General features: G+C 70.8%; 23 protein-coding genes. 19 read left to right on the top strand and 4 right to left on the bottom strand.

Translation table 11 applies throughout. The features are described from left to right. Positions 1–100 precede the first annotated feature (100 nt). The 14 genes from JYA75_RS25425 to JYA75_RS25360 all read left to right on the top strand — a co-directional run bounded on the left by JYA75_RS25425 (position 101) and on the right by JYA75_RS25360 (position 15,604). Positions 101–1,738 (top strand): Na+/H+ antiporter, encoded by a 1,638-nt coding sequence (locus JYA75_RS25425; protein WP_050034731.1) that lies wholly within the window; start codon positions 101–103, stop codon positions 1,736–1,738. A gap of 68 nt (positions 1,739–1,806) precedes the next feature. Next, complete coding sequence (locus JYA75_RS25420) at positions 1,807–4,134, top strand: carbon starvation CstA family protein (RefSeq protein WP_203329514.1); 2,328 nt, start codon at positions 1,807–1,809, stop codon at positions 4,132–4,134. Further along, complete coding sequence (locus JYA75_RS25415) at positions 4,127–4,330, top strand: YbdD/YjiX family protein (protein WP_044476511.1); 204 nt, start codon at positions 4,127–4,129, stop codon at positions 4,328–4,330. Before JYA75_RS25420 ends, JYA75_RS25415 begins: the two co-directional genes overlap by 8 nt. A gap of 100 nt (positions 4,331–4,430) precedes the next feature. Beyond that, positions 4,431–4,820 carry an MmcQ/YjbR family DNA-binding protein gene (locus tag JYA75_RS25410; RefSeq protein WP_139310981.1) on the top strand — a complete coding sequence of 130 codons (390 nt, stop codon included), beginning with the start codon at positions 4,431–4,433 and terminating at the stop codon, positions 4,818–4,820. Beyond that, positions 4,817–6,034 (top strand): histidine kinase, encoded by a 1,218-nt coding sequence (locus tag JYA75_RS25405; protein WP_203329513.1) that lies wholly within the window; start codon positions 4,817–4,819, stop codon positions 6,032–6,034. Before JYA75_RS25410 ends, JYA75_RS25405 begins: the two co-directional genes overlap by 4 nt. Before the next feature lie 88 nt (positions 6,035–6,122). Further along, complete coding sequence (locus tag JYA75_RS25400) at positions 6,123–6,911, top strand: LytTR family DNA-binding domain-containing protein (RefSeq protein ID WP_006946359.1); 789 nt, start codon at positions 6,123–6,125, stop codon at positions 6,909–6,911. Positions 6,912–7,093: 182 nt separating this feature from the next. Then, complete coding sequence (locus JYA75_RS25395) at positions 7,094–7,399, top strand: hypothetical protein (RefSeq protein WP_202917667.1); 306 nt, start codon at positions 7,094–7,096, stop codon at positions 7,397–7,399. Between the two features lie 7 nt (positions 7,400–7,406). Then, a complete protein-coding gene (locus JYA75_RS25390) occupies positions 7,407–9,218 on the top strand; it encodes a cation acetate symporter (protein ID WP_203329512.1) in 1,812 nt (603 codons plus the stop codon). Positions 9,219–9,378: 160 nt separating this feature from the next. Beyond that, positions 9,379–9,741, top strand: coding sequence for a DUF485 domain-containing protein (locus JYA75_RS25385; RefSeq protein ID WP_006930250.1), 363 nt, complete (start codon positions 9,379–9,381; stop codon positions 9,739–9,741). After that, positions 9,738–11,372 carry a cation acetate symporter gene (locus JYA75_RS25380; RefSeq protein WP_006930252.1) on the top strand — a complete coding sequence of 545 codons (1,635 nt, stop codon included), beginning with the start codon at positions 9,738–9,740 and terminating at the stop codon, positions 11,370–11,372. Before JYA75_RS25385 ends, JYA75_RS25380 begins: the two co-directional genes overlap by 4 nt. Positions 11,373–11,443: 71 nt before the next feature. Continuing rightward, on the top strand, positions 11,444–11,875 hold the full coding sequence (locus JYA75_RS25375) for an SRPBCC family protein (protein ID WP_006930253.1): 432 nt from the start codon (positions 11,444–11,446) through the stop codon (positions 11,873–11,875). A gap of 168 nt (positions 11,876–12,043) precedes the next feature. Next, entirely contained in the window at positions 12,044–14,305 is a 2,262-nt protein-coding gene (locus JYA75_RS25370; RefSeq protein ID WP_065922923.1) for an ATP-dependent DNA ligase, read from the top strand. Positions 14,306–14,439: 134 nt separating this feature from the next. After that, positions 14,440–15,207: a methanethiol S-methyltransferase gene (mddA, locus tag JYA75_RS25365; RefSeq protein ID WP_006930258.1), complete on the top strand. Its 768-nt coding sequence runs from the start codon at positions 14,440–14,442 to the stop codon at positions 15,205–15,207. Positions 15,208–15,274: 67 nt separating this feature from the next. Further along, positions 15,275–15,604 carry a YnfA family protein gene (locus tag JYA75_RS25360; RefSeq protein ID WP_029541928.1) on the top strand — a complete coding sequence of 110 codons (330 nt, stop codon included), beginning with the start codon at positions 15,275–15,277 and terminating at the stop codon, positions 15,602–15,604. A 12-nt stretch (positions 15,605–15,616) separates the two neighbouring features. Here JYA75_RS25360 and JYA75_RS25355 read toward each other — a convergent pair whose 3' ends face one another. From JYA75_RS25355 to JYA75_RS25345, 3 genes are all read right to left on the bottom strand, one after another. Then, the gene (locus JYA75_RS25355) at positions 15,617–16,075 is read right to left on the bottom strand and encodes a hypothetical protein (RefSeq protein ID WP_043797747.1); all 459 of its coding nucleotides are present in this window, start codon (positions 16,073–16,075) and stop codon (positions 15,617–15,619) included. A gap of 149 nt (positions 16,076–16,224) precedes the next feature. After that, a complete protein-coding gene (locus JYA75_RS25350) occupies positions 16,225–16,971 on the bottom strand; it encodes an amidohydrolase family protein (RefSeq protein WP_037201466.1) in 747 nt (248 codons plus the stop codon). Between the two features lie 17 nt (positions 16,972–16,988). Then, complete coding sequence (locus JYA75_RS25345; RefSeq protein ID WP_006930265.1) at positions 16,989–18,284, bottom strand: lactate 2-monooxygenase; 1,296 nt, start codon at positions 18,282–18,284, stop codon at positions 16,989–16,991. Positions 18,285–18,483: 199 nt separating this feature from the next. Here JYA75_RS25345 and JYA75_RS25340 point away from each other — a divergent pair, with 199 nt between their 5' ends. The 4 genes from JYA75_RS25340 to JYA75_RS25325 all read left to right on the top strand — a co-directional run bounded on the left by JYA75_RS25340 (position 18,484) and on the right by JYA75_RS25325 (position 19,978). Next, positions 18,484–18,798 carry a rhodanese-like domain-containing protein gene (locus JYA75_RS25340; protein WP_006930266.1) on the top strand — a complete coding sequence of 105 codons (315 nt, stop codon included), beginning with the start codon at positions 18,484–18,486 and terminating at the stop codon, positions 18,796–18,798. Further along, the gene (locus JYA75_RS25335; protein ID WP_006930269.1) at positions 18,795–19,154 is read left to right on the top strand and encodes a rhodanese-like domain-containing protein; all 360 of its coding nucleotides are present in this window, start codon (positions 18,795–18,797) and stop codon (positions 19,152–19,154) included. The genes JYA75_RS25340 and JYA75_RS25335 overlap by 4 nt, the downstream gene beginning before the upstream one ends. A gap of 115 nt (positions 19,155–19,269) precedes the next feature. Further along, positions 19,270–19,554 carry a metal-sensitive transcriptional regulator gene (locus tag JYA75_RS25330; protein WP_037201469.1) on the top strand — a complete coding sequence of 95 codons (285 nt, stop codon included), beginning with the start codon at positions 19,270–19,272 and terminating at the stop codon, positions 19,552–19,554. Positions 19,555–19,579: 25 nt separating this feature from the next. Next, complete coding sequence (locus tag JYA75_RS25325; RefSeq protein WP_029541934.1) at positions 19,580–19,978, top strand: DUF302 domain-containing protein; 399 nt, start codon at positions 19,580–19,582, stop codon at positions 19,976–19,978. An 87-nt stretch (positions 19,979–20,065) separates the two neighbouring features. On the opposite strand, the gene rpe is transcribed toward JYA75_RS25325, so the two are convergent. Then, the gene (rpe, locus tag JYA75_RS25320; RefSeq protein ID WP_029541935.1) at positions 20,066–20,797 is read right to left on the bottom strand and encodes a ribulose-phosphate 3-epimerase; all 732 of its coding nucleotides are present in this window, start codon (positions 20,795–20,797) and stop codon (positions 20,066–20,068) included. Between the two features lie 98 nt (positions 20,798–20,895). Between rpe and JYA75_RS25315 the strand changes: the two genes are divergently transcribed. Then, complete coding sequence (locus tag JYA75_RS25315; RefSeq protein WP_029541936.1) at positions 20,896–21,639, top strand: Clp protease N-terminal domain-containing protein; 744 nt, start codon at positions 20,896–20,898, stop codon at positions 21,637–21,639. The last annotated feature ends 358 nt before the right edge of the window (positions 21,640–21,997 follow it).

Below are 21,997 nucleotides of genomic sequence, written 5' to 3'. Positions count from 1 at the left end.
GCGGTGCAGGGCACGCGAGTATCGGTGCCCGGTGGGCTCGGACACCGGGCACTCGGATCGTGCGGCGGCGCCCACCGCCCGTCCGGGTCACAATCGACGGGTGAACGGGACCTGGATCCTCCTCGTCGTCATCGCGGCCGTCGCCGTCACCGGACTCGCGAACCGCGGAAACCTCCAGGCCCCGCTGGTCCTCGTCACCATCGGCTCGATCGCCTCGTTCCTGCCCGGCATGCCGCGGCTCGAGCTGCATCCGGACATCATCCTCGGGGTGGTGCTGCCGCCGCTGCTGTACTCGGCGGCGCTGCGCTTCTCCGTGGCGACCTTCCGCCGGCACCTCGCGCCGATCCTGCGGCTGGGCATCTTCACCGTCCTGGTCACGGCCTTCGCCGTCGCGTTCTCCGCCTCGGCGCTGGTGCCGGATCTGACCCTCGGCGCCGCACTCGTGCTCGGGGCCGTGGTCGCGCCGACCGACGCGGTCAGCGCCGTCGCCGTCGGACAGCGACTCGGACTGCCCAAACGCGTCATCGCGGTCCTCACCGGTGAGGGTCTGGTCAACGACGCGACTGCGCTGACCCTGTTCACCGTCGCGGTCTCCGCCGTCGCCGGCACCCGGGTGCTGGTGGACTCGCCCGTGGTGTTCTTCGGGTACGAGGTGGCCGGCGGCGTGACGATCGGATTGCTGCTCGCCGTCGTGGTGCACCGGGTGCGCGGCCGCATGTACGACTCGCCGCTGGAAACGGTGCTGGGACTGGTGCTCCCGTTCACCGCCTACCTGGCCGCCGAGGAGATCGAGGCGTCCGGTGTGCTGGCCGTGGTCGCAGCCGGCCTGTACATGGGGCACCGGGCCACCGACGCGTCCGTGGCGACGCGCATCCAGGAACGGGCGGTGTGGGAGAGCCTCGACGTGCTGCTCGAGATGTTCGTCTTCGCCTACATGGGGCTGCAGCTGAAGTTCGTGATCGACGAGGTCCGCGAGAGCGGTCTCGACGTGCACCGCGCGTTCCTCTACGCGTTCGCGGTGCTCGGTGTGGTGATCGCGGTGCGGCCGCTGTGGGTGCTGCTGCACTGGGCGCGTCGCCGCCTCACGCGGGAGGTCGGGCTCGACCGGCTGGGGCGCGACCAGTTCACCGGCCGTGAGTACCTGGTGATCTCGTGGGCCGGGATGCGCGGTGTGGTGACCCTCGCGGCCGCCGGGGGCGTGCCGCTCGTCCTGGCCTCCGGCGAGCCGTTCCCCGGTCGCGAGACGATCCAGGTGATCGCCTTCGTGGTCGCGGTCGGCACCCTGCTGATCCAGGGGGCGACGATGCCGGCCCTCATCCGGGTGCTGAACGTCGCCGATCCCTACGAACGGCTGTATGCCCAGGAGCAGATGGAACGTGCGCGGACCATCTCCGGCACTGCCGCCGAACAGCACCTCGCGCTGCTCGCGAAGAACCCGCCCGACGGCGTCGACGCCGAGGCGCTGCAACGCATCCTCGCCCGGGTGAACCGGTCCATGAAGGCCCGCCTCGAAGCGCAGCAGGCCGAGGAGGCCGGTGAGCACGAACCGGCCGTGCCCGACTCGGGCACCCTGTTCGAGAAGCTCCGGCGCTCCGTGCTGCGCGCCCAGCGGCAGGCCCTGATCGCGGCACGCGACAACGGCGACCTCGACGACGAGACGCTCCGCACGGTGCTCGAGGGACTCGACGTCGAGGAGGCGGCCGCGGAGGAACGGCTCAACCGGCGCACCCGGTACTGACCGGGCCCCGGACTGCCGACATCCGCGTTTTCCCGCCGGGGCGGGAGCAGACGATTCTAGGATTCCTTATGGCCGTCGAATCGGTTCCCGAGTCCCCGCCCCGGATCGAATACCTGCGCACGGATCCCGACCTCCCGCCGGTCGGCATCGTCGACCGTTCCCCGATGCCTTCGTCGGCCCGCGTCGTGTTCGTCGTGCTGGCGCTGCTCGGTGGTGTCGCCTGGACGATGATCGCGGTGGTCCGCGGGGAGAACGTCAACGCGGTCTGGTTCGTGATCGCCGCGGTGTGCACGTATCTGATCGCCTACCGCTTCTACGCCAGGCTGGTCGAGAGCAAGATCGTCCAACCGCGCGACGACCGGGCCACCACGGCGGAGATCCTCGAGAACGGAAAGGACTACATCCCGACGGACCGGCGGGTGCTGTTCGGACACCACTTCGCCGCGATCGCCGGCGCCGGTCCTCTCGTCGGTCCGGTGCTCGCCGCGCAGATGGGGTACCTGCCGGGCACCCTGTGGATCATCCTCGGCGTCGTGTTCGCCGGTGCGGTGCAGGATTTCCTGGTGCTGTCGATCTCGTCGCGGCGCCGCGGGCGCAGCCTCGGTCAGATGGCGCGGGAGGAACTGGGCGTCGTCGGCGGAATCGCCGCCATGGTCGCGGTCTTCGTCATCATGATCATCCTCATCGCGGTTCTCGCTCTGGTCGTGGTCAATGCGCTCGCCGAGAGCCCGTGGGGTCTGTTCTCCATCGCGATGACCATCCCCATCGCCCTCTTCATGGGGGTGTACCTGCGTTACCTGCGGCCGGGCCGGGTCTCGGAGGTCTCGCTCATCGGCGTCGCACTGCTCCTGCTGGCCATCGTCGCCGGCGGCTGGGTGGCCGAAACGGACTGGGGAGCCGAGTGGTTCACCCTGTCCAAGGTCACCATCACGTGGCTGATGATCGCGTACGGATTCGCCGCCTCGGTGCTACCGGTGTGGCTGCTGCTGGCGCCGCGAGACTACCTGTCCACGTTCATGAAGGTCGGGACGATCGCGCTGCTCGCCGTGGGTATTCTCATCGTCCGCCCGACCCTGCAGATGCCGGACGTCACCTCCTTCGCTCTCGAGGGCAACGGCCCGGCCTTCGCCGGATCGCTGTTCCCGTTCCTGTTCATCACCATCGCCTGCGGCGCACTGTCCGGCTTCCACGCGCTCATCTCCTCAGGCACGACCCCGAAGCTGCTCGAGAAGGAGAAGCAGACCCGGCTGATCGGGTACGGGGGCATGCTCACCGAATCCTTCGTGGCGATCATGGCGCTGATCACCGCCTGTGTGATCGATCAGCATCTGTACTTCGTGCTCAACGCCCCGGCCGGCGTGACCGGAGGCACTCCCGCCACTGCGGCGGACTACGTCAACGGCCTCGGACTGGGTGCTCCGGACATCACCCCGGAGGCCATCTCCCAGGCCGCCGCCGACGTCGGGGAGGACTCGATCATCTCGCGCACCGGCGGCGCCCCGACCCTCGCGTTCGGGATGTCCAGCGTGCTGAGCGACCTGTTCGGTGGCGACGCGCTGAAGTCGTTCTGGTACCACTTCGCGATCATGTTCGAGGCCCTGTTCATCCTCACGACCGTCGACGCCGGCACCCGCGTCGCCCGCTTCATGCTCTCGGATTCGCTCGGCAACTTCGGGGGAGCGGCACGCCGGTTCAAGGACCCGTCGTGGCGTCCGGGCGCGTGGCTGTGCTCTCTGCTGGTCGTGGCCGCGTGGGGCGCGATCCTGCTGATGGGCGTCACCGATCCGCTCGGGGGCATCAACACCCTCTTCCCGCTGTTCGGCATCGCCAACCAGCTGCTCGCCGCGATCGCCCTGACGGTCGTGCTCACCGTGGTGATGAAGAAGGGCCTGTTCAAATGGGCATGGATCCCGGGCGTTCCGCTCGTGTGGGACCTGATCGTGACGATGACCGCCTCGTGGCAGAAGATCTTCTCGGGGGATCCCGCGATCGGGTACTGGACCCAGCACTTCGACTTCCAGGCCGCCAAGGACGCAGGGGAGACCAGTTTCCGGTCCGCGACGAGCCCCGCCGCGATCGACGCGGTGATCCGCAACACCTTCATCCAGGGCACACTGTCGATCGTGTTCGCGAGTCTCGTGCTGATCGTCGCCGTCGCGGGAGCCATCGTGTGCGTCAAGGCGTTCCGGGCCGGAGGGCTGCCCACCACCGAGGCTCCCGACGTTCCGTCGAAGATCTTCGCCCCGGCCGGGTTCGTACCCACGGCCGCCGAGAAACGAATACAGCACCAGTGGGACGTGCTCATCGCGTCCGGACGCGTGCGCGCCCCGGGCGCCGCGCACATCCGTCCCGCTCGCGGCCCCCGCTCGGAGCCGACCGGAGCGCACCATGAGTAGGGTGCTCGCCGCGCTCGCCGCGCGGGGACGAACGGTGCGCTGGTGGATCGGAGCGCTGATGGGCGACCACGACTACGCGCGTTACGTCGCCCACCTGGAACGGCTGCACCCCGGAGCCGAGATCCCCACCGAACGCGAGTACTGGCGCACCCGTTACGCCGCCGCGGACGCGAACCCGGGGGCACGTTGCTGCTGAGGCCTGTGCGGGCACCGGCCGGCGCCGCGCCGATCCGCGTGCACCCGGCCACCGTGTACCCCGCAACGGCGTCGCTGCGGTGGCCTAGCGTGAACCCATGATGAGTCCGCTCGACCGCCTGCGTGCCCTGTGCACCGCGCTTCCGGACGTCACCGAACGCGTCAGCCACGGCGAACCGGCCTGGTTCGTCCGCCGCTCCCCGCAGTTCGCCACCTTCGCCGACCACCACCACGACGACCGTGTCGCGTTCTGGGCGGCCGCACCCGCGGGCGCACAACAGGATTGGATCGAGCGGGACCCGGATCGCTTCTTCCGGCCGCCGTACGTCGGCACCCGTGGCTGGATCGGGGTCCGCCTCGACGGCCCCGGCGCCACCGGCGACGCCTTCTGGGACGACGTCGCGGACATCGTCGAGGACGCGTACCGCACCGTCGCGCCGAAGACCCTCGTCGCGCGGCTCGACGCCGAGCCGGGACCGGACCCGCGGTGAGCGCAACCCTCGCCGCACTCCTGGCCGTCGCGTTGCTCGTCGTCGCCGGCGTCACCGTGCTGTGGCTGCGCACCCGGCGCGGCCTGACCACACCGGCCGAACGTGCCGTGCACGCCACCCTGCACACCGCGTCGCTGGCCGCGCGGCCGCTGCGCCGGGGCCTCGACGCGACGTCCGCGCAGGAGGCCGCCCCGCACCTGCGCTCGCTCACCGGCACGTCGTCCGTCGCGCTCGTCGACGCGGACGGCACCCGCCTGGCGTGGAGCGGCCCCTTCGAAGGGCTGTCCGCCCAGTTGCTCACCGCCGCGAAGCGCGCGATCGCCGACGACCGGCGCGTCCTCGTCGGGCACGGCGACCTCCAGCGCGGTCCCGACGAGCAGGCCGCGCGCGCCGTGATCGTGCAGCCGCTCGTCATCGACAACGTCGGGGTCGTCGGTGCGCTCGGCGTCGTGACCACCACCGAGCCCGGCCCGGCTCTGCTCGGCGTGCTCACCGAGGTCGCCCGCTACGCCTGCAGCCAGATCGAACTCGCCGAACTCGACGCCTCCCGCGCCCGCCTCGACCGCGCCGAGATGCTGGCGCTGCGCGCTCAGATCAGCCCGCACTTCATCTACAACGCCCTGGGCACCGTCGCGTCGTTCGTGCGCACCGACCCCGAACGCGCCCGCGAACTGCTCCTCGAATTCGCCGACTTCACCCGGTACTCGTTCCGCGCGGCCGGGGAGTACACGCTGCTCGCCGACGAACTGCGCAACATCGACCGGTATCTCACGCTCGAGCGGGCCCGGTTCGGCAACGCCCTCGAGGTGCGGCTGCAGGTCGCGCCGGAGGTGCTCAACGTGGTGCTGCCGTTCCTCGCCCTGCAGCCCCTCGTCGAGAACGCCGTGCGGCACGGCATCGCGGGCAAGAGCACCCGCACCGGCACCATCAGCATCGTCGCCGCGGACGAGGGCACCGACTGCGTCATCAGCGTCGAGGACGACGGCGTCGGCATGGACCCCGAACTCCTGCGCTCCGGCGATCTCGACGCCGTCGCCGAGGGACAGGGGCGCACCAGCGCCAAGGAGGCGGCGCACGTGGGACTGGCCAACGTCGACGATCGCCTGCGCGCAGCGTTCGGCAACGACTACGGCCTCGTCGTCGAGACGGCGCCGGGGGCCGGAACGAAGGTCAGCATGCGGGTGCCGAAGTTCCGGCCCGGGATACGGGCATGACGCGACCCTTCCGCCACCCGGCCCCGCTCCGCGCGAGTGGACCGGTCCGCTCCGCGCGGACGGTCCGGCATGGCACGATGGACCGGCTGTGAACGACACCACCGACACCCTCACCGTGCTGGCCGTCGACGACGAACCGCCGGCCCTCGACGAGCTCGCGTACCTGCTGCGGCGACGCGAGGAGATCGGCCATGTCCACACCGCGGGCGAGGCGACCACCGCCCTGCGGCTGCTGCGCGACGGCGGGATCGATGCGGTGTTCCTCGACATCAACATGCCCGGCCTCGACGGCCTGGAGCTCGCCGGCATCCTGCGCAACTTCGCGAACCCGCCCGCCGTTGTGTTCGTGACCGCGCACGACGACCGTGCGGTGGCGGCCTTCGACCTCGGCGCGGTCGACTACCTGCTCAAACCCCTGCGCGAGGAACGTCTCGCCGAGGCGGTGCGCCGCATCGCCGAGCGCCGCCGCACCCGCGAAACCGAATCCGCCGCCGCGGGCGCGGCCGCGGCGGACGAGGTGATCCCCGTCGAACTCGGCGGCGTGACCACACTGGTGCCGCGGTCGTCGGTGCAGTGGGTCGAGGCCGACGGCGACTACGCACGCCTGCACACCGGCACCGGCTCCCACCTGGTGCGCATCCCCATCTCCACCCTCGAGAGCCGCTGGGCAGACGCCGGGTTCCTGCGGGTGCACCGCTCCTACCTCGTGTCGCTGCCCCTGGTGACCGGCATTCGCAGCGTCGGCTCCGGCCTCGTCGTGTGCCTGCGGGCCGAGGAGGGCAAGCCGCCCGTCGAACTGCCGGTGAGCCGTCGCCACACCCGCGAGCTCAAGGACCGCCTGATCCGCGGACCGATGCAGACCTGGACGACCAGATGAGTCCGTCCGGCAACCCGCCGCCGCATGGTTCGGGCGGCCCGCCGCCGCGTGGTTCGGGCGGCCCGCCGCCGCGTGGTTCGGGCGGCCCGCCGCCGCGTGGTTCGGGCGGCCCGCCGCCGCGTGGTTCGGGCGGCCCGCCGCCGCGCGAACGGGTGGTGCTCGCCCAGCGCCGCGGCGCCCGCATGGTGCGCACCCGCGTAGAGGTCCAGGAACAGACCGAGGTCGGGGAGGCCATGGTGCGCGGCCTGGTCCGAGCCCAGCTCGGCCTCGCCGCGCGGCTCTCGCTCGTGGCGGTGTGCCTGCTGTGTGCCCTGCCGCTGCTGTTCCACTTCGTGCCGCGCCTGACGGACCTGACGGTGCTCGGCATCCGGTTGCCGTGGCTGCTGCTCGGATTCGTCGGATACCCGCTGCTGCTCGGCATCGGCGGGCTCTACGTCCGCCTGGCCGAACGCAACGAGCAGGACTTCACCGACCTGGTCGACGACTGAGCGGCTCATGGATACCGGTTCGATCCCCGTCGTCACCGTCATCGGGCTCGTCGTCGCAGCCGCCGCCACCGTCGCGATCGGCATCTACGGAGTCCGGCTGGCCCGCACCACCTCCGACTTCCTCATCGCCTCCCGCAGCGTCGGCCCCCGCTGGAACGCCGCCGCCATATCCGGTGAATACCTCTCCGCCGCCTCGTTTCTCGGAGTGGCCGGGCTGATCGCCAAGTACGGTGCCGACGCCCTGTGGTATCCGGTGGGCTTCACGGCGGGCTACCTGGGCCTGCTGCTGTTCGTCGCCGCGCCGCTGCGCCGGTCCGGCGCCTATACGGTGCCCGACTTCGCGGAGTTCCGGCTCGGCGCGCGATGGCTGCGCACCCTGGCGATGGTGATCGTCGCCGTCGTCTGCGTGCTCTACCTCGTCCCCCAGTTCCAGGGCGCGGGACTGACCCTGAACATCCTGCTCGGCGTCCCCGACTGGGTCGGCGTCGTCGCGGTCGGCTTGATCGTCGTCGGCAACGTCGTCGGTGGCGGCATGCGCTCGATCACCTTCGTCCAGGCGTTCCAGTACTGGCTCAAGCTCACCGCCGTCGCGGTGCCGGCCCTCGTGCTCGCCGTCCACTTCCTCGACGACGACCGCGCCGTCGGGCAGCCGGCGCCGCCGACGGTCACCGAGCGCACCACCGTCGACGTCACCACCGACGTCGTCGTCCAGGTCGGCGAGCCCCTCGAGGTCGCCGCCACCGGACGGGTCGACGGACGGACCGTGGACGGCACCGTGCTGCTCGCGCCCGGCGAGCACGAGGTGGCCGCCGGCACAGCGCTGGTGCTCGAGCCCGGCGCAGCCGTGCCGGTGGTGGCCGGGGCACCCGCCACCAACGACGACTGGGCCGCGCCCGGCGGCGGGATCGGCGGCGCGCACCCGATGTTCCAGGTGTATTCGCTGATCCTCGCCACCTTCCTCGGCACCATGGGGCTGCCGCACGTGCTGGTGCGCTTCTACACCAACCCCGACGGGCGTGCGGCCCGCATGACGTCGCTCGCGGTGATCGCCCTGCTCGGCGTGTTCTATCTGTTCCCGACGCTGCTCGGGGTGTTCGCGCGCCTGTACGTGCCGCAACTGCTCATCACCGGCCGCTCCGACGCGGCCGTGCTGCTGCTGCCGGGGTCGGTCCTGTCCGGCTGGGGCGGCCAGCTGCTCGCCGCGCTCGTCGCCGCCGGCGCGATCGCGGCGTTCCTGTCCACGTCCTCGGGGTTGCTGGTCAGCGTCGCCGGCGTGCTGTCCACCGACGTGCTGCGGGGGCGGGTGCGGGACTTCCGGATCGCGGCCGTCCTCGCCGGCCTGGTGCCGCTCGGCCTGTCGCTGGCGGTGACGTCGCTGGACCTGTCGCGGGCGGTGGGTCTGGTGTTCGCGGTGGCCGCCTCCACGCTGTGTCCGCTGCTGATGCTCGGCATCTGGTGGCGCGGGCTCACCGCGGCCGGGGCGGCCGCGGGCATGGTGGTCGGCGCGGTGGTGGCCGGCGGCGCGGCCCTGGTGGTCGTGCTGGTGCGCATCGACCCCGGGACGGGCGGAGGCTGGCTCGCCGCCGTCATCGGCTACCCGGCCGCCGTGAGCGTGCCACTCGCGTTCGTCACCATGGTCGTCGTCAGCCTCGCCACCCGATCCCGCGTCCCGGCGGACATCGGTCGCGTCTTCTCCCGCATGCACGTGCCCGAGCGGCTGGGGATGGGCCGGGACCGGGAGCTCGGGGCGTTCGAGGACACCGGCGACCCCGCGGACCGGCGCGGACCCGGAAAGTCGCCCCGGCCGCGAGGCCACTGAGCCGCCACTCGTCGCGCCCGGGGGACCGTTCGCCGCACCGGTCGACAGCTCGGCGTGTGACCGGTGCCACCATCTTCTCGTGTGACTCTCGTCTCATTACGGTCTACTGGTAGTACGTCTCACAGGGGCGATCCCTGAAGCCACGACCAAGGAGTCGGCAGTGACCACAGCTCACCTCGGCAAGGGCGGGGCGCTCGAGCGCCGCACGCCCGATGCGCAGGACTTCGTCGACATGCAGGCGAGTCCGGAGTTCCAGGACTTGCGCCGCCGGCTCCGGCGGTTCGTCTTCCCGATGACGGGGCTCTTCCTCACCTGGTACTTCGTGTACGTCCTGCTGGCCACCTACGCCGCCGACTTCATGGCGACCAAGGTGCTCGGCAACATCAACCTCGGCCTGATCCTCGGACTCGCGCAGTTCGTATCGACCTTCGTCATCACCGCGCTCTACGTGCGGTTCGCCAACCGTGACCTGGATCCGCGGTCCGCCGCGATCCGTGAAGAGCTGGAAGGACCGGCCCAGTGACAGTTCTGGCCCAGGGTGCCACCGACGTCGGCAACCCCTTGTTCAACATCGCGATTTTCGTCGCATTCGTCGTCGTGACGATGAGCCTGGTCATCCGGGCCAGCCGCTCCACCAAGAAGGCCTCGGACTTCTACACCGGCGGCGGGCAGTTCTCCGGCCCGCAGAACGGCTTCGCGATCGCCGGCGACTACCTGTCGGCCGCGTCGTTCCTCGGCATCGCCGGCGCCATCGCCGTCTACGGCTACGACGGATTCCTGTACTCCATCGGCTTCCTCGTCGCCTGGCTCGTCGCCCTGCTGCTCGTCGCCGAACTGCTGCGCAACACCGGCCGGTTCACCATGGCCGATGTCCTGAGCTTCCGGCTCAAGCAGCGTCCGGTGCGTATGGCCGCCGCGCTGTCCACCCTCGCGGTGTCGCTGTTCTACCTGCTCGCCCAGATGGCCGGTGCGGGTGGCCTCGTCGCGCTGCTGCTCAACATCGACGGCAAGCTCGGCCAGGGCATCGTCGTCGCCGTGGTCGGCGTCCTGATGATCGTGTACGTGCTCATCGGCGGCATGAAGGGCACCACCTACGTGCAGATGGTCAAGGCCGTGCTGCTCGTCGCCGGTGCCGGCATCATGTTCGTGCTCGTGCTGCTCGCGGTCCGCGGCAACTTCTCGCAGCTGCTGGCCGACGCGCAGGCCATGGTGAACAGCTCCACCAACGAGGCCGTCGCCGGCCGCGACGTGCTCGCCCCCGGCGCCAAGTACGGCATCAGCGACATGACCCGGCTCGACTTCGTCTCGCTCGGCATCGCCCTGGTGCTCGGCACCGCCGGCCTGCCGCACGTGCTGATGCGCTTCTACACCGTGCCCACCGCCAAGGAGGCCCGGCGCTCGGTGACCTGGGCCATCGCCCTGATCGGCGGGTTCTACCTGTTCACCCTGGTGCTCGGCTACGGTGCCGCCAAGATGGTCGGACCGGACGTCATCCTCGGCGCCCCCGGCAAGGAGAACTCGGCCGCGCCGCTGCTCGCCTTCGAACTCGGCGGCACCATCTTCCTCGGCATCATCTCCGCCGTCGCGTTCGCCACGATCCTCGCGGTCGTCGCCGGCCTCGCGATCACCGCGTCCGCGTCCTTCGCCCACGACATCTACGCCAGCGTGATCAAGCGCGGCAACGCCTCCGAGGAGGATCAGGTGCGGGTCTCCCGCATCACCGTCGTAGTGATCGGCGTGGTCTCGATCGTGCTGGGCATCCTCGCGATGGGCCAGAACATCGCCTTCCTGGTGGCCCTGGCCTTCGCAGTCGCCGCGTCCGCCAACCTGCCGACGCTGCTGTACTCGCTGTTCTGGAAGAAGTTCAACACCACCGGCGCCCTGTTCAGCATCTACGGCGGCCTGGTCAGCTGCCTGCTGCTCATCGCCTTCTCCCCGGCGGTGTCCGGCAAGCCGTCCTCGATGTTCCCGAACGCGGACTTCGCCCTCTTCCCGCTCGCCAACCCCGGCATCGTGTCGATCCCGCTGGCCTTCGTCCTCGGCATCGTCGGTACCTACATCGGCCGGCGCAAGCTGGAGGACCCGGCCAAGCAGGCCGAGATGGAGGTCCGCTCCCTCACCGGTGTCGGTGTCGAAAAGGCTGTCGCCCACTAGGCAACACCCACGAAGCGCGGACGCAGGGTCGATCACCCTGCGTCCGCGCTTCGGCGTCTACGCTGCGGGGCATGGCCAAACTCGAGGTATCGACCGACCTTCCGCTCGAACCGCACGTGACCTGGGTGCGGGCGTCGGACCTGCACGGATTCGACGAATGGCTGACCATCCACGACGGGTGGCGCAGCGACCTGCCGAGCGAACTCGTCGTCGGCACCACCGCCGAGTCCGTCGTCTCGGTCAAGGGCATGCGTAACCGGGTCGCGTGGACCGTCCGGGAGATCGACTCGCCGCACCACCTCGTGCTCCACGGTTCCGGCAAGGGCGGCACCCGGTTCAAGCTGCGGATGACCGTCCGGGCCGCCGGGATCGGCTCCGTGCTCAGCCTGAACATCGACCTCGGCGGGGCACCGCTGTTCGGGCCGATCGGCTCCGGCGTCGCGCGGGCCCTGCACGGCGACATCGAGGCCTCGCTGCGCCGGTTCGCCGAACTCTACAGCTGAGCCGCAGCGCCGAAGGCGCCCATGGGTCCCAGCACCGAAGGCGCTCATGTGTCCCAGCGCCGAAGGTGCTCGTGAGCGCAGCACCGAAAGCGCCCTCCGCGCGGGCGACACGCCGGGGACCGGCGCGAGAAGTGCGCGCCCGCGGGCCGCGCTCGGCAGAATGAGGCGATGACGACCCGCACGTTCGAAGGCCGTCGTCTGAACCTGACGAACCTCGACAAGGTGCTGTACCCGAGCACGGGCACGACGAAGGCCGACGTGGTCGACTACTACGTCGCCGTCGCCCCGGTGCTGCTACCTCACGTCGCGGGCCGGCCCGGCACCCGCAAACGCTGGCCCGAGGGTGTCGGCGGCGAGTCGTTCTTCGAGAAGAACCTCGCCTCCCACGCGCCGAAGTGGCTCACCCGCAAGACTGTTCACCACAAGCAGCGGTCGGTGACGTATCCGGTCTTCGACTCCGTGGCGTCGCTGGCCTGGCTGGGGCAGCAGGCGGCACTCGAGCTGCACGTGCCGCAGTGGCGGTTCTCGGGTTCCGTTCCGGGTCCCGCGACGCGGATCGTGTTCGACCTCGACCCGGGGGAGGGGGTCACGCTGGCGCAGTGCGCCGAGGTTGCCCGCCTGGTGCGCGACATGGTCGGCGGGCTGGGCTGGCCGGCCTACCCGGTCACCAGCGGCAGCAAGGGGATACACCTGTATGTGCCGCTCGACCGCGAGCTTGCACCGGGCGGGGCGTCGACCGTGGCGAAGCAGGTGGCGATCAACCTCGAGACGCTGCATCCCGACCTGGTCACCGCCACCATGGCGAAGGCCGTGCGCGGTGGCCGGGTGTTCCTCGACTGGAGCCAGAACAACCAGGCCAAGACGACCATCGCGCCGTATTCCCTGCGCGGTCGGGAGCAGCCGTGGGTCGCCGCGCCCCGCACCTGGGACGAACTCGACGACCCCGGGTTGCACCAATTGCGGTTCGACGAGGTGCTCGCGCGCCTCGAGGCCGGACCCGACCCGCTCGCCGCGCTCGACCCGCCGCTGCCCGAGTCCGACGCCCTGACCGAGTACCGGCACAAGCGCGACCCGTCCCGCACCCCCGAACCCGTCCCCGCCACCGTGGGATCCGGACCGGGCAATTCCTTCGTCATCCAGGAGCACCACGCCCGCCGCCTGCACTACGACCTGAGGCTCGAGCGCGACGGGGTGCTCGCGTCGTGGGCGGTGCCGAAGAATCTGCCGGACGATCCCGGCCGCAACAACCTCGCGGTGCGCACCGAGGACCATCCGCTCGAGTACCTCACCTTCCACGGCGTGATTCCCAAGGGGGAGTACGGCGCCGGCGGCATGACGATCTGGGACACCGGCACCTACGACACCGAGAAATGGCGCGACGACGAGGTGATCGTGCGCCTGCACGGCGCGCGGGTGCAGGGCCGGTACGCGCTGATCCGCACGGCCGGCAACCAGTGGCTCGCGCACCGCATGAAGGACCAGAGCGCGCCGCCGGGCCCGCCGACGAGCTTCCCGCGCGACCTCGAGCCCATGCTCGCGACACCGGGTGAGGTGACCGGTCTCGACGCCGGCGAATGGGCGTTCGAGGGCAAGTGGGACGGCTACCGCGCCGTCGCCGAGATCGAGAACGGGCAGCTGCGGCTGCATTCGCGTTCCGGCCGCGACATCACCGGCGACTACCCCGCTCTCGCCGATCTCACCCGCATCCTCGACGGGCACGAGGTGGTCCTCGACGGCGAGGTGGTCGCGTGCGACACCCTCGGCGTCACAAGCTTCCGGCGGCTGCGGACCGGGGGCACCCCGCAGTACTTCGTGTTCGACGTCCTCTTCCTCGACGGGGTGACCCTGTACCGGAAGCCGTATTCCGACCGGCGGCGCGTGCTCGACGCGCTCGCCGCCGCGGCCGACGGGCTGGTCGTTCCGGACCTGTTGCACGGCAACGGATCCGAAGCGCTGGAGGAGAGCACCCGGCGGGGCTGGGAGGGGGTGGTGGCCAAGCGGCGGAACTCGGTGTACGTGCCGGGTCGGCGCAGCCCCGACTGGGTGAAGTCGAAGAACTGGCTCACCCAGGACGTCGTCATCGGGGGCTGGCGCCTCGGCAAGGGGGCCCGCGCCGGCACCTTCGGCTCGCTGCTGGTCGGCGTGCAGGGCGAGGCCGGGCTGGAGTACGTCGGCCGCGTCGGCACCGGCTTCGACGAACCCCAGCTCGCCGAACTGTCGGCCGCCATGGCGGGTCTGCGGCGCCGCACCACCCCCTTCGCCGGCGACGTCCCGCGCGAGGACGCGCGGGACGCGGTGTGGGTGAGCCCGAAGCTGGTGGGGGAGGTGCGGTTCCGGGAGTGGACCGACGCCGGCAAGCTCTGGCATCCGAGCTGGCGCGGGTTGCGCGACGACATCGACCCGCAGGACGTGGCCCGCGGCAGCGGATGACCGCCCGCCCCGGGTGCCGAAAACCTCACCCCGGGGTGCCTGTCGTCCTCCGGCGCGTTGGCGCACCGTGGTCACACGGCACATCCGCCGACTGTGGCACGGGCCGGCGCGCCCGGAGGAGGGAAGGTTCGACGATGTTGCAGACGACCGACAGGGGCCGCCTCGGCCGCACCCTGATGACCGCGTACGGCGCGGCCGCCTACGCCGTGTTCTTCGCGGTGTTCCTGTACTCGATCGGGTGGGTCGAAGGTCTCGTGGTGCCCCGCACCATCGACGAGGGGCCGCAGACGCCGATCGTCGTCGCCGTGATGGTGAACCTGGCCCTGTTGTCCGTGTTCGCCGTTCAGCATTCGGTCATGGCCCGGCCCTGGTTCAAGGACCGATGGACCCGCATCGTCCCACAGCCGATCGAACGCTCCACGTTCGTCCTGTTCGCCACCGCCGCCCTGGCGCTGGTGATGTGGCAGTGGCATCCACTGCCACAGGAGATCTGGGACGTGGACGCGACACCGGTGCGCGTGGTGCTCTATGCGGTGTCCTTCGCAGGATGGGGCCTCGTGCTCGCATCGACGTTCGCGATCGACCACTTCGACCTGTTCGGCCTGCGGCAGGTGCTGCGGAACTTCGCCGGAAAACCCCCGGCCGAAGTCGTATTCCGCACCCCGATGCTGTACCGCGTGGTGCGTCACCCGTTGTATCTCGGCTTCCTGATCGCGTTCTGGGTGGCGCCGACGATGAGCGTGGGCCACCTGCTGTTCGCCGCGGTCACCACCGGATACATCCTCGTCGCGCTGCGGTTCGAGGAACACGATCTGACCGACACGTTCGGCGACCGGTACCGCGACTACAGTGCCCGCGTGCCCCGGCTGGTGCCCCGCCCGCGCGCGGCGAGCCGAACCTGACCATGTTCCGGCCGGCTCCGGTGCGGGCACCCGCACCGGAGCCGTGCAGCGCCGTAGGGTACTTCGCGTGAGCATCGCGAAGTCCCTCGTCCTGTTCGTCGTCGCGGCCCTGTTCGAGATCGGCGGTGCCTGGCTCGTGTGGCAGGGAATCCGGGAACAGCGCGGCTGGATCTGGGTGGGCGCCGGTGTGATTGCGCTCGGCGGGTACGGAATGGTGGCAACGCTGCAGCCGGATGCGAATTTCGGTCGCATCCTCGCCGCCTACGGCGGAGTGTTCGTCGCCGGATCGCTCGTGTGGGCGATGATCGTCGACGGCTTCCGCCCCGACCGGTGGGATGTGGCCGGCGCCCTGGTGTGCCTGCTCGGCGTGGCGCTGATCATGTACAGCCCGCGCTGAACTCCGGCACCGTCAGCCGACGGTCACCGTCCCCGCGGCCGGTGTCGAATTGCAGATCGGGCCGCTGCTCAGGTTCACCGAACCGAATACGGTGGTGAGCACGGTGCCCGGGCCGGTGTTCACCACCTTCGCCAGGTTCGGGTACGTCCCCTCGAGGTCGACGATCCCCGCCTGGCCGGTGCTCTGATTGAGCCATGCGACCGACACCTGCCCCGCAGCGGGCATGGGGCCCATTCCCGGTGCGGTGGAGAACAGTACGTGACCGGGGGCGATCGCGGGGTTCGCCTCCGGGCCGGCCTGCGCGGTGACCGCCGTGATCGAGGCCAGGCTGCCCTGGTTGAGGCACCCGAAGGTCAGTGCCGTGCCGAGGGATTGGGGCGGTGCGGCGCCGGCGCTGCCGGCGAACAGGACGGCGGCCGCGATCGGTGCGGCGGTGGCGAGGATTGCTCGGGTGGTTCGGGCGGCGCTCATGCTGATGCTCCTGTGATCGGAATGTCACGTCCGGGTGCCGACCGCCGCGCCCCGCCGGCGGCGCGCCCCGCGCACCGAATGACGCCCCCGAGTCTAGATCGCGAACGGCGGAGCATACGACGTTTCGGAGATCTTGCTTGCCGGGGATGTCAACGCACGCGGTAGAACTGCGCGGCATTGTCGTGCAGCGCCCGCGCGGCGAGGTCCGGGCCCAGTGCATCGGTGACCACTGCGACGTCCGTGTCGGTGAACGGCCGCGGCGCCCGGGTGGACGGCAGGTCGGTGCCGAACATCAGGGCGTGCGGGTTCCGGTCGGCGACGGCGCGCAGAACGGCGGCGACGTCGAAGTCGGCGCGGCCGAACCCGGTCGCCTTGACCCGGACCCCGCGGTCGACCAGGTCCAGCAGGTGCGGCAGTCCGGCCGCGGACAGGCCCAGATGGTCGATGCTCACCGCGGGCAGGGCGGCGACGGTCCCGGTGAGCGCGGGCAGTTCGCGGGCGTCGACGTACAACTCGGTGTGCCAGCCGGCGACGTCGTGGACCCGCCGCGCGAGCGAGTCGAGGTGGGCGGCGGATTCCGAACCGCCGCGGCGCAGGTTGAACCGGATCCCGCGCACGCCGGCCTCGTCGAGCCGGGCGATCTCGGTGTCGGTCACGGTCGCCGGCAGTTGGGTGACGCCCACGAAGCGGGGGCCGAGGAGGGCCAGCGCGTCCAGCAGGTAGCCCTGATCGAAGCCGTGGAAGGAGCCGGACACGACGGCGCCACCCGTGACGCCGAGCCCGCGGACCCGCTCGAGATAGTCGGCGACCGTGAAGGCCGGCGGCACGTATCCCTCGTTCGGGGTCACGGGGAAGCGGGGGTCGACGATATGGAAGTGGGCGTCGAAGATCGGCATCACGCGTCGCCCGTCGGTCACGTGCGCGTAAGCGCGTCCGCGGTGATCTCCTTCACCGACGTCAGCCCGCTGAGCCCGAGCGTCAGATCGAACTCGGCGATGATGTTCGCGACGGCGTCGCGGGCCCCCTCGCGGCCGCCCACCGCCAGCCCGTACAGGTGCGGGCGGCCGACGGTGACCGCGTCGGCGCCGAGGGCGAGCGCCTTGAACACGTCCGATCCGGTGCGGATTCCGCTGTCGAGCAGCACCGGTACCCGGCCGTCGACGGCGGGTGCGATGCCGACCAGGGCGTCGAGCGAGGCGATCGCGCCGTCCACCTGGCGGCCACCGTGGTTGGAGACGATGATGCCGTCGGCCCCGGCGTCGAGGGCGCGCCGGGCGTCGTCCGGATGGAGGATGCCCTTGAGCAGCACGGGAAGATCGGTGCGCTCGCGCAGCGACTCGATCTCCGTCCACGTCAGGGAGGGCCGGGAGTAGATGTCGAGGAAGGTCTCGACGGCGGCCCGGGGCTCGGGGGAGCGGAGGTTGTCGAGGAGGCGGCCGGGGTAGCGCCGGCTCATCGAGAGCAGTGTCCTGATCGCGCCTAGGGTCACCTCCACCTCGGGTCGTGCGCCGGCGGCGGCCGCGATGCGCTCGCGGACGATGCGCACGAACGTCGGGTCCGAGGTGTACTGGGCGATGCCCTCGCCGCGAGCGAACGGCAAGGATCCGAGGTTGAGGTCCTGGGGCCGCCAGCCCAGCAGGGTGGTGTCCAGGGTGACGACCACGGCGTCCGCGCCGATCGTCTTCGCGCGGGCGAGCAGGCTGTCGACGAGGTCGTCGTCGCTGCTCCAGTACAACTGGAACCAGCGCGGGGAGTCTCCCATCGCCGCGGCGCTCTCCTCCATCGGGGCGCAGCCCTGGTTGGAGAAGATGTAGGGCACGCCGAGTTCGGCCGCCGCGCCAGCGATCGCGACGTCGGCGTCGGGGTGCGCGAGCTCGGCGGCGCCGACCGGCGCCAGCAGGACCGGGGCGGGCAGGGTGCGGCCGAACAGCTCGACGCTCAGGTCCCGGCGGGAGACGTCGCGCAGCACGCGGGGGACGATCTTCCAGCGGTCGAAGGCCTCGCGGTTGGCGCGCATCGTCGCGCCCTCGCCGGCGCCCCCGGCGATGTAGGCCCAGCCGCGCCGGCTCGTCTTCCGTCGCGCCAGGCGTTCCAGGCCGGCGAAGTCGGTCGGCACCGCGGGGGTGCGCCCGAGCACTCCTGCCCGGTAGATGACGTTCTGGCGGGCACGGCCCGCGCCGGGCTGCGGCGCCACGGGTCCGTCGCTCATCGGCGATTCCTCACTGGTGCGTCGGGCGGGATCGTCTCGGACGCTACACGGAAGCGCCCACGCGCCGGGCCGAAGCGCCGGTCGTCCGGCGGAGACGGTGGACAGATTCCGATATACCCCCTAGGGTATGCAGTACCCCATGGGGTATGAACCTCGAACGACGGCACGATGCCCACCGGTGTGGGCCGAGGAGTGGACAATGAGGGAAATCGACATCGCTGCATTCGCCGACGAGTGGAAGTCCGGCGCGACCGTCGTGGACGTGCGCGAGGACTACGAATACGAGCAGGCGCACGTGCCCGGTGCCCAGTGGATCCCGCTCGGCGAACTCGCTTCCCGTCTCGCCGAGATCCCGGGGACCGACCTCGTCTACGTCATCTGCGCCTCCGGCAATCGCAGCCTGCGCGGCGCGGACATCGTGTCCGCGTCGGGGCGGTCCGCGGTCTCGGTCGCCGGCGGCACCAAGGGCTGGCTGCGCGCCGGTCACCCGGCCGAACAGGGCGGAACCCGATGAGCCTGCTCGAGAAGATCAAGGCGCGCTTCGCCAAGCCCTACGAGTCCGTCGGCGTCGGCCGGGCGCGCGAGTTGCTGGACGGCGGGGCGGTCCTCGTCGACGTGCGCTCCGCCGCCGAGTACCGGTCCGGGCACGCGCCCGTCGCGCAGCACTGCGAACTCTCCCAGGTTCCGACGAAGGCGGCGCGGATCGTGCGCAACCGGCCGGTGGTGTTCGTGTGCCACTCGGGCATGCGCTCCGCGAGCGCCGCGCGGATGTTCGCCCCGGCGGCGCAGGCGCCCGTCGCCTCGCTGCGCGGCGGCATGATCGCCTGGGAGCGGGCCGGCGAGCGGGTGGTCAAGGGCGGTCGCCGCTGAAGGAATCGCCGGGTCGACCGGCCCGAGGTCCGGGAATCGGCGCCGAGCCGGAATGTGGGCACGGGAATACCCCACCGGGTATGATGGGTTCATCTTCAGTATGAAGGGGCCGACCATGACAGTTAACACCGTGAATGCCGCAGAATCCACCACCCAGGTGCTCAACCGGCTGCGCCGCGCACAGGGCCAGCTCGCCGGCGTGATCTCCATGATCGAGAACGGGCGCGAATGCCGCGAGGTGGTCACCCAGCTCGCCGCGGTCTCGCGCGCCCTCGACCGGGCCGGATTCAAGATCGTCGCCACCCGGTTGCGGCAGTGTGTCCTCGACGAGCAGGACGACACCTGCGTCGACAAGCTGACCGAGGAGGAACTCGAGAAGCTCTTCCTCGCGCTCGCCTGACAACAGCGAACCACGAAGGAGCAGCATGACACTCGCTCTCGCCACCACGCTGCGCGCCCCGCTCGGCGACACCGTCGAGCGCACCCGCAAGGCGCTGAAGGACCAGGGCTTCGGGGTGCTCACCGAGATCGACATGCAGGCCACCCTGAAGACCAAGATCGACGTCGACATGGAGCCGTACGTCATCCTCGGGGCGTGCAACCCGCCGCTCGCACACCAGGCCGTATCGGTCAATCGGCAGATCGGGCTGCTGTTGCCGTGCAACGTCGTCGTCCGGCGCGATCCGGAGGACGCCGGCCTGGTGCACGTCGAGGCCATGAACCCGCAACTGATGGTGCAGGTGGCCGAGGATCCCGGGCTGCAGCCCGTCGCCGACGAGGCCGCCCGGCGGTTGCAGGCAGCGATCGACGCGCTGGGGAGCTGAGCCGTCACTCGAGAACGGGCGCCGAGATGTCTCTCGGCGCCTGTTCCCGTGTTCGTCCTGTCGCCCGTTCGTCCTGTCTCCCGCTCGTCACGGTCTCCCGTACGCCGCCCGGGCCTTCTCGCGCAGCAGGCGCACGGCGCGGGCCGGGTCGTCCGTGCCGTAGACGGCCGTGCCGGCCACGAAGCAGTCGGCGCCGGCCGCCGCGGCAGCCCCGATGGTGTCGAGGTTCACCCCGCCGTCGACCTCGATGAGCACGTCGAGTTCCCCCGCGTCGACCAGGCGTCGCGCCGCGCGCACCTTGTCGAGCATCTCGGGGATGAACCGTTGGCCGTTGAATCCCGGAGGCACGCTCATCACCAGGAGCGTGTCGAAGTGCGCGAGCGTGCCGATGTGCGGCTCGAGCGGGATCTGCGGCGCGAGCGCGAGACCGGCGCGGGCGCCGGCGTCGCGCAGGCGGCCGGCGAGAGCGACCGGGTCGCGGACGGCCTCGACGTGCACGGAGACGTTGTGCGCGCCCGCCTCCGCGTAGTCGACCGCCCACCGGTCGGGATCCTCGATCATCAGGTGGCAGTCGAGCGGCAGCGGGGTGTGCCGGGCGAGGGACCGCACGACCGGCACCCCGAAGGTGATGTTGGGGACGAAGTGTCCGTCCATCACGTCGACGTGCAGCCAGTCCGCGCCCCGATCGGATCCACCGGCCACGGCCCGCGCCTCGTCGGCCAGGCGCGCCAGGTCGCCCGAGGCCAGGCTGGGCGCGATCATCGGCTCGCGCCGCGGGCGGCGATCGGCCCGGTGACCAGCGCGGACGTCGGGGTCCATGCGACGACAGTACCCGCCTCGCGGTGCCGGCGAGGTGCACCGGATCGATCGTCAACCGGGCATTGACGACCATGAGTGCGTCAACCTATGGTTGACGAATGACGAACCCGGTACCCATGAGCAATCCCGTCCGGCTCGACGACCTCATCGATGCCATCAAGAAGGTGCATACCGACGCCCTGGAACAACTGACCGACGCGGTCCTCGCCGCCGAGCATCTCGGGGAGGTCGCCGACCATCTGATCGGCCACTTCGTCGACCAGGCCCGCCGCTCCGGCGCGTCCTGGACCGACATCGGGCGCAGCATGGGCGTCTCCAAGCAGGCGGCCCAGAAGCGCTTCGTGCCCAAGGGTTCTGCCGATCTCGATCCCGAACAAGGATTCAGCCGATTCACCGAACGCGCCCGTAACGTCGTCATGGCATCACAGAACGAGGCCCGGGCGGCCGGCAACGCCGAGATCACCTGCGAACATCTCGTCCTCGGTCTGCTGAGCGAGCCCGACGCCCTCGCGGTCCGCGCGCTCGTCGCGCAGGACGTCTCGCCGGACGCGGTCCGTCGCGCCGTGGTGGAGAAGCTCCCGCCGGCGGCCGGGGACGTGCCCGACCTGATCCCCTACGACGCGCGTGCGCGCAAGGCCCTGGAGCTGACGTTCCGGCAGGCACTTCGTCTCGGGCACAACTACATCGGCACCGAGCACATCCTCCTCGCCCTCCTCGAATACGAGGACGGAAACGGCGTCCTCACCGGTCTCGGCGTGGACAAGACGGCCGCCGAAGCGCACGTCGCCGCGGCCGTGGCCGCGGAGCAGGCCGCACACGCGGAGCGCGGAGACGCGGAATGAGCAGGCAGCGATCCGCTGTCCAGCCGACCCGTCGCTGAGAGGGCCTCATCCCGCAGGGCGAAACCGCCTCCCCGGTCCGCTCCTCGATCTACCGTTGAGTCGAGGCAGCCGAGAGGGGGAACGATGACCTACCCGCTCGTCGAGAAGTCCCGGGAACGTTCGGAAGCCGGGCGGCATTTCGTGATCGAGGACTACACGAAGACGCCGTCGCTCTGTCGTCGCGGTGTCTGGGTGGGGCGTCGGGTCGATTTTTCCGAAACCGTGCTGATGTCCTTCGAGCACGGCCAGGACGACCTGTCCGTCGGCTGGATCGTGAACGGCGCGGCGATATCGCCGGCAGGCTACTATGCGCCGTGCC

The organism is Rhodococcus sp. PSBB066 (assembly GCF_017068255.1).
In the GTDB taxonomy this organism is placed as follows: Bacteria; Actinomycetota; Actinomycetes; order Mycobacteriales; family Mycobacteriaceae; genus Rhodococcus; species Rhodococcus aetherivorans.
Note: the sequence above shows the minus strand (reverse complement) of the source record. Positions and strands in the feature narration are given on the sequence as shown.